Genomic DNA, 14294 nt, shown 5'->3' with positions numbered 1-14294 from the left:
TGCCGTCGTGCCGCGCCGTCGGGATCGACCCGGGCCACCGTGCGTCGTAGCCGGTCCTGCAGCAACCGGCGGGTCGCCGCTGCGGCGCCGGGCAGCACCCGCGCTTCGACCTCGCGGGCCTGCTCGTCGTCGAGCACGCTGGTGGCGTGTGCGATGGCCTCGGCCTTGCGTTCGTCGATCCGCCCGGCCTCCCATTCGGCCAGGGTCGCGGGCAGCACGTGGGTGAATCGGGCCGCGCCGGCCAGCAGGCAGCGGGCCTCTTCCAGCGACCCCCGCAAGGTCAAGGCGACCTGGTCGGGCAGCCAGCGGCCCACCGGTGTGACCGCCCGGGGATCGGCGCCCGGTGGTGTGGCGGTGCTGCCGGGTGGGTGCCGGTCGGCGAACACCGCCAGCATCCGGGTCCGCAACGCCGAGGCCCATCGTTCGATCCGTTCGGCGCCTTCGACGACATCGAGCAGCTGGGCGTCACTCAACAGCTCGGGGCTGTCGCCGGCGAGTTGGCAGTCCAGTGCCAACGCGAATCCCACCGGCCGGGTCGGGTCCACCACCACGACCGGTTCCCCGACCCCGTTGCCGCCGTTGTCGTCGTCGCACAGTAGGGCGCACAGGTCGCGGGTCATGCCGTGCGGGCAGGGGTCGGCGGCGACCGCCTCGGGGCTGAGCAGCGCATCGTCGATATCGACCATGTGTTCGATTATATCGGGTTGGACTGGTTGTTCTCTAGAAGAAAGTCCGAGAAAAATCCACTCAGGACGGCATCCGCGGACCTCATCGGACGGCAGCTCCGAAGTGGATCCCGGGGAGGGCACGACGAGGAGGCCGGACCGGCGCCGGTGACTCCTCCGCCGCGCCGCCGGGATGCCGCCGCCCGGACCGCGGACCCACCGCGTGCGCACACCCGACGACGACCGGACGGCATCCGCGCCGAGGGGCACGAAGCGGGGTAGCCGGGGCACCCCGCCACCGCCCGACCCAGCACCGGGCACTACGCCGCCGCCCGACGCGCCGGCGGGTCACCGCGCCGCCACCGACCCTCCACCGGGCCGCCGGACCGCCACCCGGACCACCGACCCACCACCGGAGGCAGCGGAGCTGAACCCCCGGAGCCAGCGGAGCAGAGCCCACCCGGGCCAGCGGAGTTGAACCCAGCGGCGCCGGCGGAACAGCGCCGCCGACGGCCCGGAACAGCCGGACCGGCGCGACCCGACCGGAGCCCCGGACCACCCCGCGGTCACACCCGGGCCACCGGCGGCTCGACCCCCACCCCCCGACGACCGGGCGCCGACGCGGCCAGCACCCCCACGACGACCACCACCCCGGCGACCAGCTCCGGCACCGACGGCCGCTCGCCGAGCAGCAGGATCGCCAGCCCCATCCCGACGACCGGCACCAGCAGCGAGTGCGGCGCCACCACCCCGGCTGGGTAGCGGCGCATGAGGACCGTCCAGATCCCGCTCCCGACGACCGTCGCGACCACCGAGAGGTACAGCAGTGCGACCAGACCGGGCAGCCCGTCCCGGGTGAACGCCTCGGCCGTCGCCAGCCAGCCGGTCGCCGGACCCTCGACAACCGCCGACGCGGCGAGGAGCGGGATCGGCGGGACCACCGTCATCCACAGGGTGAGGTGCAGCGGATCGACCGCCTCGCCGTCGCGCTGGGCCAGCCGGTTGCACAGGTTCCCGGCGGCCCAGCCGAGCGCGCCGAGCAGGGTGAGCGCGACCGGGAGCAGCGCGGCCGTCTGCGCCCGCAGCAACGCGATCGTCGCCAGTCCGGCGACCGCGACGCCGATCCCGATCCACTGCCGCCGCCGGACCCGCTCCCGCAGCAGCACCGCGCCCAGCACCAGGGTGAACGGCCCGGACGCCTGCAGCACCAGCGAGGCGAGTCCGGCCGGCATCCCGGCGTACATCCCGAGGAACAGGAACAGGAACTGCAGGGTGCCGAAGCCGAGCCCGTAGCCGATCAGCCAGCGCAGCGGCACCGCGGGCCGCGGGATCAGCAGCACCGCGGGCACGGCGAGCACGAGCATCCGCAGACCCGCGAGGAAAACCGGCGGGAAGTGTTCGAGGCCGACGTGGATGGCGATGAAGTTCGCACCCCACAGCACGGCGACGACGACGGCGAGGCCCCGGTCCCGGACGGTCATGCCCTCGACCCTCCGTCACCGGCGACCGTGCAGTCCAACGCCGAAATCTGAATTGACCTTGTAGCGTTGCTTCATGGACGTCCGACGCCTGCGGATCCTGCGCGAGCTCGCCGACCGGGGCTCGGTCACCGCCGTCGCGGCGGCCCTGAACTACACCCCGTCCGCGGTCTCCCAGCAGCTCAAGGTGCTGTCCCGGGAGGCCGGGATCGCCCTGACCGTGCCGGACGGGCGCGGGCTGCGGCTCACCGAGGCGGGCACGGCCGTGGTCGCCGGAACCGAGGACGTCCTGGCCGCGCTCGGCCGCCTCGACGAGACCCTGGCCGGGCTCCGCGAGCGCCCGCTCGGGACGGTCCGGGTCGTGCTGTTCCCGTCCGCCGCCCGGCTGCTGCTGCCCGGCCTGCTCCGCCGCGCCGCCGCGCACGAGGGACTGTCGCTGTCCTGCCGCGATCTCGACCTGCGCCCGGAGGAGGTGCCGGCCGCCGCGGCCGGCGTCGACGTGGTGGTGACCCACCACGACGAGCGGCTCGATCCGTTCACCGGCGGGCGGCTGCGGGTCCGGCCGCTGCTGCGCGAGCCGCTGGACGTCGCGCTGCCGACCCGGCATCCGCTGGCCGCCCGGGCCGAGGTCGGCCTGGACGACCTGGTCGACGAGGGCTGGATCGGGGTCGGTGTGGGCTGGCCGGTCGACGACGTGCTGCGCTCGGTCGGGCTGGTCACCGGCACCACCCCGCAGGTGGTGCAGCGGATCAACGACTTCTCGGTCACCGAGGAGCTGGTCGCCGACGGGCACGGCGTCGCACTGCTCCCCCGCTACTCGACCGACCACCGGGACGGCACCCGGCTGGCCCTGCGCCCGCTGGCCGGGGTGCGGGCGGCCCGGCTGGTGCACGCGGTCGCCCGTGCCGACGCCGTCGAACGTCCGGCCGTCCGGCTGGTGCTCGACGAGCTGGCCGCCGAGGCCGACGCGGTCCGGGCCCGCGCGGGCTGAGTCCCGGCAGGCCGAGCCCGAGCGAGCCGGGCCCGGGCCCGGTACGGGTCCCGGCGGTCCGGGTCCGAGCAAGCCGGGCCCGGGCCGGGTACGGCCCGGGTCCCAGCAGGCCTGCGCGAGCGGCGCACGCGCTCAGAGCAGCCGGGTCACCTTGTTCAGGCCGTTGTAGCGGACCGGTGTGATCCGGACCGACGCGCCCGAGTACGGCGCCTCGATCATCATCCCGTCACCCAGGTACATCGCGATGTGGTGGGTGCGGCCGTTGCGCGCCCAGGACAGCATGTCCCCGCGCCGCATGTCCGAGATCGGGACGAGCCGCCCGGCGTTGGCCTGGTTCCCGCTGTAGCGGGGCAGGTCGATGCCGACCCCGGCGAACGCGTAGAGCATCAGCCCCGAGCAGTCGAAGCCGACCTTGCGGAAGTCGCCGTGCGAGTCGGCGACGCCGCCGTCCCGGATGCCGCGCGTCGGGCCGCGCGCGTTGCCGCCGCCCCAGGCGTAGATGGTGCCGATCCGCGACGTCGCCCGATCGATCACGGTCTCGATCGCCGCCGAGCCCGATCGCGGCCCGGGCGCCGGGCCGGCCGACGGGCCGCGGTCGGGTGCGGTCTGCGCGCGGCGGGACTCCTCCTCCTGGGCGACCCGGGCGCGGGCCTCGTCGCGCGCCCGCCGCTCGGCCTCGACCCGCAGCCGTTCCTGCTCGGCCTGCCAGGCCAGGTACCGCTGGCGCTGGGCGCGCAGGCCGGCGTCGGAGTTCGCCGCCTCGTCCAGCCGGGCCTGCACGTCGGCACGCTCGGCGCGGACCGCGTCCAGCCTGCCCTGCTGCTCGTCCGCGGCGGCCGCGGCGGACACCAGAGACTGGTCGGCGGCGGCGGACGCCTCCTCGGCGGCGGCCCGGCGGCGGTCGGCCTCCTCCTGGGCGGCGCGGGCCAGCGAGTCGGCGTTGGCCTGCGCGATCCGGGCCTGCTGCAGCTGCTCCAGCACCGACGCCTGGTCCTCGCTCAGCGCATCGGTCAGCCGCGCCCGGTCCATCAGATCCTGCGGGTCGGTCGCCCGGGACAGCAGGCCGAGCGGGCCGAGATCGAGACCGTGCGTGTAGACGTCGCCGACGAACTCGTCGAGCCGGGTGCGGGCGTCGTCGACGGCCCGACCGGCCTCATCGGTCGCCGCCCGGGCCTCCAGCGCGCGGGCGGCGGCCGCGTCGGCCTCCCGGCCGGCGGCGTCGGCGGTGTCGCGCGCGGCGAGGGCCTCCTGCCCGCGCGCGGCGACCTCGATCTGCAGCTCGTCGAGCTGCGCGTCGAGCTCGGCGAGCCGCGCGGTCAGCCGTCCGACCTCGGCGGACCGGTCCTGCACGCTCTGCCGGCTGCGTTCGAGCTCGTCGTCGTCGGGGTTCGGTGGCGGCGGGGGCGGCTGCGCGGGCAGCGACCCGGTGCCGGCGGCCCCGCCCGCCGTGGGCGCCACGGCCGCGGCGCCGACCGCCGGAGTCCCCAGCAGCAGTGCGGTCAGCAGCACCAGCACACCGGCGGCGAGCGGGGTCCGGCGACGGGGCCCGCGGGCGGGCCGGAGCACCGACGGCTCGCGCGTCACGGTTCGTCCTCCCGGGGAGCGGGTGCCGCGCCCGGCGGGGAGCGGTGCGGTCGGCGGAATCCTGCCACTCCCGTCACGCGAACACCGTGCGACACACCGGACCCGCACCCGGCGGTCCGCCTCCCGGGGCCCCCGGGCCCGCGGGAGGGACGACGACCACACCCGCCTCGCGCTCTTTATAGGACAGGCGTACTATTTGGGACAGCAGGGTCCACGCTGCCGCGGACGAGGCGGTGCGCGAGACTCGGACACACGCCGGTGAGCCCCCCGACCTGCGAGCGGGCCGACGCTCACCGCACCGGACGCAGAACGCCCACCACCACGGGAGGACCATCAAGTGGCCAGCACCGACAGCTTCGGCGCCAGAGGACAGCTCGACGTCGGCGGCACCGGTTACGAGATCTTCCGGCTCTCCGCGGTGGAGGGCTCGAAGCGCCTGCCGTTCAGCCTCAAGGTCCTGCTCGAGAACCTGCTCCGCACCGAGGACGGCGCGAACGTCACGGCGGACCACATCAACGCCCTGGCGAACTGGGACCCGCAGGCCGAGCCGGACACCGAGATCCAGTTCACCCCGGCCCGGGTGATCATGCAGGACTTCACCGGCGTCCCCTGCGTCGTCGACCTGGCGACCATGCGCGAGGCGGTGACCGAGATGGGCGGCGACCCCGCCAAGGTCAACCCGCTCGCCCCCGCCGAGCTGGTCATCGACCACTCGGTGATGATCGACTTCTTCGGCACCGCCGACGCCTTCGAGCGCAACATCGAGTTCGAGTACGGCCGCAACAAGGAGCGCTACCAGTTCCTGCGCTGGGGCCAGGGCGCCTTCGACGAGTTCAAGGTCGTCCCGCCCGGCACCGGCATCGTGCACCAGGTCAACATCGAGAACCTGGCCCGCGTCGTCATGCCGCGCAACGGCCAGGCCTACCCGGACACCCTGGTCGGCACCGACTCGCACACCACGATGGTCAACGGCATCGGCGTGCTCGGCTGGGGCGTCGGCGGCATCGAGGCCGAGGCCGCGATGCTCGGCCAGCCGGTCTCGATGCTGATCCCGAAGGTGCTGGGCTTCAAGCTGACCGGCGAGATCCCGACCGGCGTGACCGCCACCGACGTGGTGCTGACGATCACCGAGATGCTGCGCCGCCAGGGCGTCGTCGGCAAGTTCGTCGAGTTCTACGGCGCCGGCGTCGGCGCCGTGCCGCTGGCCAACCGCGCCACCATCGGCAACATGAGCCCGGAGTTCGGCTCCACCGCCGCGATCTTCCCGATCGACGACGAGACCGTCCGCTACCTCAAGCTGACCGGGCGCTCCGAGGAGCAGATCGCCCTGGTCGAGGCCTATGCCAAGGAGCAGGGCCTCTGGCACGACCCGGACCACGAGCCGGTCTACTCCGAGACGATGGAGCTGGACCTGTCCACGGTGGTCCCGTCGATCGCCGGCCCGAAGCGCCCGCAGGACCGGATCGAGCTGTCCGCCGCGAAGCCGGCGTTCCGCAAGGCCGTGCAGGACTACACCAACGACGACGTCGCGCCGCTGACCGGCGTCGACGAGTCCAGCGACGAGTCGTTCCCGGCCAGCGACGCGCCGGCGCACACCTTCGCCGACGGCGAGCCCGCCCCGGTCGTCCAGTCCGCCGCGACCGGCTGTGAGGGCCGTCCGTCCAAGCCGGTCACCGTCCGCTCGGAGGCCCGCGGCGAGTTCGTGCTCGACCACGGCGCCGTGGTGATCGCCTCGATCACCTCCTGCACCAACACGTCGAACCCGAGCGTGATGCTGGGCGCCGCACTGCTGGCGAAGAACGCGGTGGAGAAGGGCCTGGCCGTCAAGCCGTGGGTGAAGACCTCGATGGCGCCCGGCTCGCAGGTCGTCACCGACTACTACGAGAAGGCCGGCCTCTGGCCCTACCTCGACAAGCTCGGCTACAACCTGGTCGGCTACGGCTGCACCACCTGCATCGGCAACTCCGGCCCGCTGCCGGAGGAGGTGTCGGCCGCGGTCAACGAGAACGACCTGACCGTCGCGTCGGTGCTGTCGGGCAACCGGAACTTCGAGGGCCGGATCAACCCGGACGTCAAGATGAACTACCTGGCGTCCCCGCCGCTGGTCATCGCCTACGCGCTGGCCGGGACGATGGACTTCGACTTCGAGACCCAGCCGCTCGGCCGGGACGCCGAGGGCAACGACGTCTACCTGCGCGACATCTGGCCCTCCACCGACGACATCAACGCGGTGGTCGACTCCTCGATCACCTCGGAGATGTTCACCAAGAGCTACTCCGACGTGTTCCGCGGCGACGACCGCTGGCGGGCGCTGCCCACCCCGGAGGGCCGGACCTTCGAGTGGGACCAGCAGTCCACCTACGTGCGCAAGCCCCCGTACTTCGAGGGCATGACGACCGATCCGGAGCCGGTCACCGACATCTCCGGCGCCCGGGTGCTGGCGCTGCTCGGCGACTCGGTCACCACCGACCACATCTCGCCGGCCGGTGCGATCAAGCCGGGCACCCCGGCCGCGGTCTACCTGGACGAGAACGGCGTCGAGAAGAAGGACTACAACTCCTTCGGCTCGCGGCGCGGCAACCACGAGGTGATGATCCGCGGCACGTTCGCGAACATCCGGCTGCGCAACCAGCTGCTGGACGCGATCGTCGACGGCGGGGTCAGCGGCGGCTACACCCGGGACTTCACCCAGGACGGCGGCCCGCAGGCGTTCATCTACGACGCCGCGCAGAACTACGCCGCGCAGGGCACCCCGCTGGTCGTGCTGGGCGGCAAGGAGTACGGCTCCGGCTCGTCGCGCGACTGGGCGGCCAAGGGCACCGCGCTGCTCGGTGTGAAGGCCGTCATCGTCGAGTCGTTCGAGCGGATCCACCGGTCGAACCTGATCGGCATGGGCGTCGTCCCGCTGCAGTTCCCCGAGGGCGAGTCCGCCTCGAGCCTCGGCCTGGACGGCACCGAGACCTTCGACATCGCCGGCATCACCGAGCTGAACGACGGGAAGACCCCGAAGGCGGTGCAGGTGACCGCGACGAAGGAGTCCGGCGAGACCGTGGAGTTCGAGGCGAAGGTGCGCATCGACACCCCCGGTGAGGCGGACTACTACCGCAACGGCGGCATCCTGCAGTACGTCCTGCGGGGCATGCTGAAGAGCTGACGCGCTCGACCACCACCGCGGAGCCCGTCGTCCCCCGTGGGGCGGCGGGCTCCGTGCGTCCGGCAGCGCTACGGATCCGGACGATCCGCCGGCGGACCACCCTTCCGGCATGTCCACCTCGCTCCCGGGTCCGTGGCGGCACCTCCTCGACGAGGCCCGCGCCTACCCGTCGCCGCACAACTCCCAGCCGATCGTCGTCCGGGTGCTCGACGCCGGCCGTGCCGAGCTCCTCTACGACCTGGAACGCGGGCTGCCCGCGGAGAACTTCGGCATCCCGTTCGGCCAGGTGTGCGCCGGCGTCTACGTCGAGTCGCTGGCGACCGTCGCCGCCGGGCACGGCTGGTCGGTGGCCGCCGAGCTGCGTGACGACGGGCTCGACTTCGACGCCGCCGCCCGCCATCAGCCGCTCGGCACCCTGCAGCTGAGCCGGGCCGCGGTCACCCCGCGGGCGGAGGCCGACCTGGCCGCGTTCCGGCGGCGGCGCACCTCGCGCCGGCCCTACCGGAACCTGCCGGTCGATCCGGCGGTGCTCGCCGAGGCCGGCGCGCTCGCCGCGGCGGCCGGGCACGACTTCGGCCACACCGCCCGGCCGGAGCTGGTCGACCGGATCGTCCGGATCAACCAGGAGACGCTGTTCGACGACCTGCGCAACGACGCCGTGCACGCCGAGATCCTGGCCTGGATCCGTACCTCGGACCGCAGCGCCGAGGCCACCCGCGACGGATTGTCCGCGCGCACGCTGCTGCTGCCCGGCCCGCTGCTCGGCTTCGCGATGCGGCACCGCGGGATGTGGGACCTGCCGCTGGCCGGGCCGCTGCTGCGCCGGATCTATCTGAACACGATGCGCGGGGTACGCGAGCTCGGCTGGCTCACCGGCCCGTTCGGCTCCCCGCTCGACCACGTCGCGGCCGGCCGGCTGTTCCTGCGGATCTGGCTGGCCTTCACCCGGGCGGACGTGTACCTGCACCCGTTCGGCACGGTGATCACCAACCCGCGCTCGCACGCCGCCTTCACCGACGCCGCCGGGATCGTCGAGGACGGGGCCGGCGGCGAGCACCTGGCCTGGATGCTCTTCCGCTACGGGCACAGCGCGGAACCACCGCGCGCGCTGCGCCGCGAGCTGCCCGAGATGCTCCTAGACCGGGACGGGAGCACGTCGTGGGACCGCTGACCTGGCTGCAGGAGACCGTGATCGACCTGCTGGCCCGCCGGCCGGGCACGCACCGGCTGCTGCTGGCACCGGGGTTCGAGCCGCTGCGCAGGCGGCTCGGCGAGCGCCGGGCGTACCGCACCTTCGAGCGCAGCGCCCGGCTGGTCCCGGCCTACCGGAGCTTCCTGGCCGCGCACGGCGCGCCGCGGCGGCTCCCCCGGAACCGGCGGCGGGCCGCCGCGGCGTTCGCCGCGCTGCCGGTGACGGACAAGGACTCCTACATCCGGCCCTACTCCATCGCGGACCGCTGCCTGCGCGGCCGGATCCCGCGCCGGGGCGTCGTCGTCGACGAGTCGTCCGGGTCGTCGGGGGTGCCGACCAGCTGGGTGCGCGGCCCGGTGGAGCGGCGCGCCTCCCGGGAGCTGCTGCGGGTCGGGTTCCAGCGCACCGCCGCCGGGCTGCGCACGCCGCCGTTCGTGATCAACGCCTTCTCCCTGGGCGCCTGGGCGACCGGGATGAACGTGTCCGCGGCGCTGACCGGTGTCGCCGTCGTCAAGTCGGTCGGGCCGGACCCCGACAAGATCATCAACACGATGCGCGAGTTCGGCCCGGACTTCACCTACGTGATCACCGGGTACCCGCCGTTCCTGAAGGGGCTGTTCGACGACGACCGGCTCGACTGGTCCGCCTACGACATCGTCTGCGCGTTCGGCGGCGAGGGCATCAGCGAGGGCATGCGGGACCGCATCCTGCGCACCGCGCACTCGGTGATCGGCGCCTACGGGGCGAGCGACCTGGAGATCTCGATCGCCACCGAGACCGGGTTCACGATCGCGCTGCGCCGGGCGATCGCCGCCGATCCGGCGCTGTCGGCGGAGCTGACCCGCCAGGACGAGTACGGCGTGCTCCCGAACATCTTCCAGTTCAACCCCTATGCCTACCTGATCGAGACCAGCGACGACGGCGAGCTGCTGATCACCCTCACCCGGCCGCAGAACCTCAGCCCGCGGATCCGCTACAACATCCACGACCGCGGGCACGTGGCGCGGATGCGGGACGTGCTGCCGGTGCTCCGCCGGCACGGCCTGCGCGAGGTGCTCGACGCCCGGCTGCTCGACCTGCCGCTGCTGTTCCAGTACGGCCGCAGCGACTCCTCGGTGGACTTCAACGGCGCGGTGGTCCCGCCGGACGGGCTGCGCGACGCGGTCAGCGCCGATCCGGAGCTCCTGGACGCGGTCGAGAACCACCGGCTGGTGTCCTACGAGGACGACGCGGGCGACCGGCGGCTGCACCTGGCCCTGCAGCTCGCGCCCGGCTGCGAGCTCGCCGACCGGACCGGCGCCGCCCGCCGGGTGATCCGCGCGCTGCGCCGGTCCAACGCCGACCTGCACAACGCGATCCGCACCTGCGCACCCGGGACGGAGCCGACGGTCGGCTTCTACCCGCACCGGACCGGCGTGTTCGCCGACGACGGGGCCACCCTGAAGAACAGTTACGTCCGGTTCCTCGACGCCGCCGGGGCCCGCGCCGCAGGGATCGACGTGCAGTGGACCGCCGAGCGCGCGGGCTGACGCCGGGCCACGCCGGACCGGCCGGCCCCGGGTGGCCCGGGTCCGCGCGCCGGCGGGTCGCTCAGATCCGGGCGCCCAGCTCGCGGGAGATCCGGCGGGCGGCGTCGACGGCGGCCCGGCCGTGGTCGTCGAACACCGCCTCGGTCATCCGGACGGTCGGCCCGGACACCGACAGCGCCCCGGCCGGGCGGCCGTCGGCACCGAGGATCGCGGCACCGACCGCCGCGATCCCCTCGCTGAGCCCCTCCGGGTTGACCGACCAGCCCCGGGCCCGGATCTCGGCGATCCGGGCCCGCAGGGTGCTGGCGTCGGTGACCGTCCACGGCGTGCTCGGCGCCAGCTCGCCGCCGGACAGGTACGCCTCGACGACGGCGTCGGTGCACGCCGCGAGATAGGCCTGGCCGGTGGCCGAGGCGTTGAGCGGGATCCGGTGCCCGAGCGGCAGGAACGCGCGCAGCCGGTGCGCGGTGTCCAGGCGCTCGACCAGCACCAGCTCGCGGCCGTCGGGCGCGGCCAGGTGCACCGTTTCCCCCGAGGTCAGCTGCAGCTCGTGCAGCACCGGGAGCGCGCGTTCGCGCAGCTCGCCCGAGTCGCGGGCCTGGTTCCCGACGGCGAACGCACGGTAGGTCAGCGACCAGCGCGAGGTCTCGTCGGCCCGGCACCAGCCGACCTCCGCCAGGGTCAGCAGGGTGCGTTGCACGGTGCTCTTGGGGAGACCCACTCCCCGTGCGAGCTCGGACAATCCGACCGGTTGCTGCTCCCCCACCGCCTCCAGCACCCGGATCGCCGAGACCACGCTGTTGGTCGCCGCCATCCCTTGACCCCCTCGAACGAGCGACATACCGTCCTGGCTCAACGGTCCACTGTGCAGACCACTGTGCCACCTGGTGGACCGATCGACAAGGCTACCAACGGAGGTAACCCCATGGCGGTGCAGATCATCGCGCTGCTGACGTTCGTGGCGGTGTTCGTCATCGCGGAGCTGCGGCGCTCACACATCGGCATCGTCATGTTCGCGGCGGCGGCCGGGATGGGCCTGCTCGTCGCCGGGCTGGCGCTCGACGACATCGTCGCCGGCTTCCCGATCGACATCCTGATCCTGCTGGTCGGCGTGACCTACTTCTTCGGGATCGCCAAGGCCAACGGCACCATCGGCCGGCTCGTCGACCGGGCGCTGGTCCTCGTCGGCAGCAACACCGCCGCCCTGCCGCTGACGTTCTTCCTGCTCACCGCGGCGGTGTCGGCGATGGGCTCCCCGCTGGGCGGCCTGGTCATGGCCCCGATCGGCATGTCCGTGGCGCACCGGCGCCGGATCGACCCGATGCTGATGGGCCTGGCGATCGGCACCGGGCTCTCGGCCGGGGCGTTCGCACCGACCTCGCTGTTCGGCATCGTCACCTGGGGCACCGCCAACACCGCCGGGATCGCGCTGAACCCGCTCACCCTGTTCGCGGTCGCCGTCATCGTGAACCTGGTCCTGCTGGCCGCCGCGTACCTGATGTTCGGCTCGCGCAGCCGCGCCCGCACCGCCATGAGCACCGTGAGCACCGCCGGGGGCGCTGTTACCACCGGCGGCGGGGACGAGCCGGAGGCCGGCGAGGAGCGGCCCGCCCGCGAGCCGTTCGAGACCATCCACCTGGTCACCGTGGTCGCCATGCTCGGACTGATCGCGGCCGTCGTCGTGCTCGCGATCCTCGGCAACAACCCGGACGTCGGCGTGCTCGCCTTCGCCTTCGGCGCCGCGCTCACCCTGATCGACCCGGACAACGGGCGCGGGGCGCTGCGCGAGATCGACTGGTCGACGGTGCTGCTGGTCGGCGGCATCATCACCTACGTCGGCGTGCTGCAGGAGATCGGCGCGGTCGACCTGCTCGGCGACCTCGCCGCGATGATGACCGTCCCGCTGCTCGCCGCCCTGGTCATCTGCGCGGTGGGCGGGCTGGTCTCGGCGTTCGCGTCCACCACCGGCATCCTCGCCGCGCTCGTCCCGCTGGCCATCCCGCTGATCGAGCAGGGCGGCGTCGCGGGCTGGGCGCTGATCTGTGCGCTCGGCGTGTGCTCGTCCATCGTGGACGTCTCGCCGTTCTCCACGGTGGGTGCGACCCTGGTGGCGACCACCGTCGATCCCGACGAGCGGCCGCGGATGACCGCCCTGCTCACCCGCTGGGGCCTGTCCATGGTCGTGATCGGCCCGGTCGTGCTGGTCGGCACGCTGGTGCTGCCCGCGATGGCCTTCCAGTGACAGGGCCTGCCAGTAACTGGGCCTTCCAGTGACCTACCCAGACCGTACGGAACCGGAGAGATCGTTGCTGCTCACCTCACTCACCGCCGCCGAGGACCTCGAGCGCGCCGTCACCGTCGGCGAGGAGACGCTGTCCCGGGCCGAGCTGGTCGACCGGGCCGGCCGGTTCGCCGCCGGCATCCCGGACGACGGCCCGGTCGCGGTGCACGCGACGGCGTCGACGGCCACCGTCGTCGCGATCACCGGCTGCCTGCTCGCCGGGGTGCCGGTGGTGCCGGTCCCGCCGGACTCCGGGCCCGCCGAGCTGCGGCACGTGCTGCGCGACTCGGGCGCCACGTCCTGGTCGGGCGCGCGGCCGGACGGGGTCGATCTCCCGGTGGTCGTCCCGGGCGGCGGCGCGGTGTCGCCGCGCGAGACCGATCCCGAGGCGACCGCGATGCTGCTCTACACCTCCGGGACGACGGGTGCGCCGAAGGGCGCGCAGCTCTCCGGCCGGGCGATCGCCGCCGGGCTGGACGGCCTGATCGAGGTCTGGGACTGGACCCCGGACGACACGGTCGCGCACGGCCTGCCGCTGTTCCACGTGCACGGGCTGATCCTCGGCGTGCTCGGCTCGCTGCGGCTGGGCTCGCGGGTGGTGCACACGGTGAAGCCGCAGCCCGCCCGGTACGCCGCGGCGGGCGCGTCGATGTACTTCGGCGTGCCGACGGTGTGGAACCGGATCGTCGAGGACCCGGCGTCGGCGCGGGCGCTCGGCGGCGCCCGGCTGCTGGTGTCGGGCAGCGCTCCGCTGCCGGCGTCGCTGTTCGAGCGGATCGCCGGGCTCACCGGGCAGGCACCGGTCGAGCGCTACGGCATGACCGAGACCATGATCACGCTCAGCGCGCACGCCGCCGGCGAGCGCCGGGCCGGCTGGGTGGGCCTGCCGGTCCCCGGCGCCGAGACCAGGCTGCGGCCCGCCGACGACGACGCGGGCAGCACCGTCCCGGACGACGGCGAGACCGTCGGCCGCCTCGAGGTCCGCGGGCCGATGCTGTTCTCCGGCTACCTGAACCGGCCGGACGCGAACGCCGAGACCAGCGCCGGCGACGGCTGGTTCCGCACCGGCGATCTCGCCGTCCGCGACGCGGGCGGGTTCCACCGGATCGTCGGCCGGGAGTCGACCGACCTGATCAAGTCCGGCGGCTACCGGATCGGCTCCGGCGAGATCGAGGCGGTGCTGATGGACCACCCGGCCGTCGCCGAGTGTGCGGTCGTCGGGGCGGCCGATCCGGACCTCGGGCAGAAGATCGTCGCCTACGTCGTCGGCGAGGGCCCCGGCCAGGCGCTGATCGACCACGTCGCCTCCCAGCTGTCCTGGCACAAGCGCCCGCGCGAGGTGGTGTTCGTCGAGGCGCTGCCGCGCAACCCGATGGGCAAGGTCCAGAAGAAGCTGCTGGGCGGATGAGCGCGGTGCCGG

Annotated in this window: 10 protein-coding genes; 6 read left to right on the top strand and 4 right to left on the bottom strand. The window is 73.7% G+C overall.

Features of this window, described 5'->3' with window-relative positions:
* Together ABZ881_RS17210 and ABZ881_RS17205 are read right to left on the bottom strand one after the other, a co-directional pair.
* Window positions 1–686: DUF222 domain-containing protein (locus ABZ881_RS17210; protein ID WP_358485540.1), on the bottom strand; the 686-nt coding region annotated here is incomplete at its 3' end.
* Window positions 687–1231: 545 nt separating this feature from the next.
* Window positions 1232–2146, bottom strand: a complete 915-nt coding sequence (locus ABZ881_RS17205; RefSeq protein WP_358485538.1) for an EamA family transporter — start codon at window positions 2144–2146, stop codon at window positions 1232–1234.
* A 73-nt stretch (window positions 2147–2219) separates the two neighbouring features.
* Between ABZ881_RS17205 and ABZ881_RS17200 the strand changes: the two genes are divergently transcribed.
* A complete protein-coding gene (locus tag ABZ881_RS17200) occupies window positions 2220–3134 on the top strand; it encodes a LysR family transcriptional regulator (RefSeq protein ID WP_358485536.1) in 915 nt (304 codons plus the stop codon).
* A 132-nt stretch (window positions 3135–3266) separates the two neighbouring features.
* On the opposite strand, the gene ABZ881_RS17195 is transcribed toward ABZ881_RS17200, so the two are convergent.
* Window positions 3267–4718: an NlpC/P60 family protein gene (locus ABZ881_RS17195; RefSeq protein WP_358485534.1), complete on the bottom strand. Its 1452-nt coding sequence runs from the start codon at window positions 4716–4718 to the stop codon at window positions 3267–3269.
* A 337-nt stretch (window positions 4719–5055) separates the two neighbouring features.
* On the opposite strand from ABZ881_RS17195, the gene acnA reads away from it, so the two are divergent.
* The 3 genes from acnA to ABZ881_RS17180 all read left to right on the top strand — a co-directional run bounded on the left by acnA (window position 5056) and on the right by ABZ881_RS17180 (window position 10593).
* Window positions 5056–7872 (top strand): aconitate hydratase AcnA, encoded by a 2817-nt coding sequence (acnA, locus tag ABZ881_RS17190; protein ID WP_358485532.1) that lies wholly within the window; start codon window positions 5056–5058, stop codon window positions 7870–7872.
* A gap of 109 nt (window positions 7873–7981) precedes the next feature.
* Complete coding sequence (locus tag ABZ881_RS17185) at window positions 7982–9043, top strand: hypothetical protein (protein ID WP_358485531.1); 1062 nt, start codon at window positions 7982–7984, stop codon at window positions 9041–9043.
* Entirely contained in the window at window positions 9031–10593 is a 1563-nt protein-coding gene (locus ABZ881_RS17180; protein ID WP_358485529.1) for a hypothetical protein, read from the top strand. Before ABZ881_RS17185 ends, ABZ881_RS17180 begins: the two co-directional genes overlap by 13 nt.
* 61 nt (window positions 10594–10654) lie before the next feature.
* On the opposite strand, the gene ABZ881_RS17175 is transcribed toward ABZ881_RS17180, so the two are convergent.
* Complete coding sequence (locus ABZ881_RS17175) at window positions 10655–11407, bottom strand: IclR family transcriptional regulator (protein ID WP_358485527.1); 753 nt, start codon at window positions 11405–11407, stop codon at window positions 10655–10657.
* Between the two features lie 111 nt (window positions 11408–11518).
* Between ABZ881_RS17175 and ABZ881_RS17170 the strand changes: the two genes are divergently transcribed.
* Together ABZ881_RS17170 and ABZ881_RS17165 are read left to right on the top strand one after the other, a co-directional pair.
* A complete protein-coding gene (locus ABZ881_RS17170; protein ID WP_358485526.1) occupies window positions 11519–12835 on the top strand; it encodes an SLC13 family permease in 1317 nt (438 codons plus the stop codon).
* Window positions 12836–12902: 67 nt separating this feature from the next.
* Window positions 12903–14282: an acyl-CoA synthetase gene (locus ABZ881_RS17165; RefSeq protein ID WP_358485567.1), complete on the top strand. Its 1380-nt coding sequence runs from the start codon at window positions 12903–12905 to the stop codon at window positions 14280–14282.
* The last annotated feature ends 12 nt before the right edge of the window (window positions 14283–14294 follow it).

Origin of the sequence: Pseudonocardia sp. NPDC046786 (assembly GCF_040645415.1) — a bacterium.
GTDB classification, from domain to species: Bacteria; Actinomycetota; Actinomycetes; order Mycobacteriales; family Pseudonocardiaceae; genus Pseudonocardia; species Pseudonocardia kongjuensis.
This window is presented reverse-complemented; position numbering and strand designations above follow the sequence as displayed.

What these genes read in the sequence shown, in the direction of transcription:
- ABZ881_RS17205 (WP_358485538.1), bottom strand. Translation starts at nt 2,146, where the DNA reads ATGACCGTCCGGGACCGGGGCCTCGCCGTCGTCGTCGCCGTGCTGTGG.
- ABZ881_RS17200 (WP_358485536.1), top strand. Translation starts at nt 2,220, where the DNA reads ATGGACGTCCGACGCCTGCGGATCCTGCGCGAGCTCGCCGACCGGGGC.
- ABZ881_RS17185 (WP_358485531.1), top strand. Translation starts at nt 7,982, where the DNA reads ATGTCCACCTCGCTCCCGGGTCCGTGGCGGCACCTCCTCGACGAGGCC.
- ABZ881_RS17175 (WP_358485527.1), bottom strand. Translation starts at nt 11,407, where the DNA reads ATGGCGGCGACCAACAGCGTGGTCTCGGCGATCCGGGTGCTGGAGGCG.
- ABZ881_RS17170 (WP_358485526.1), top strand. Translation starts at nt 11,519, where the DNA reads ATGGCGGTGCAGATCATCGCGCTGCTGACGTTCGTGGCGGTGTTCGTC.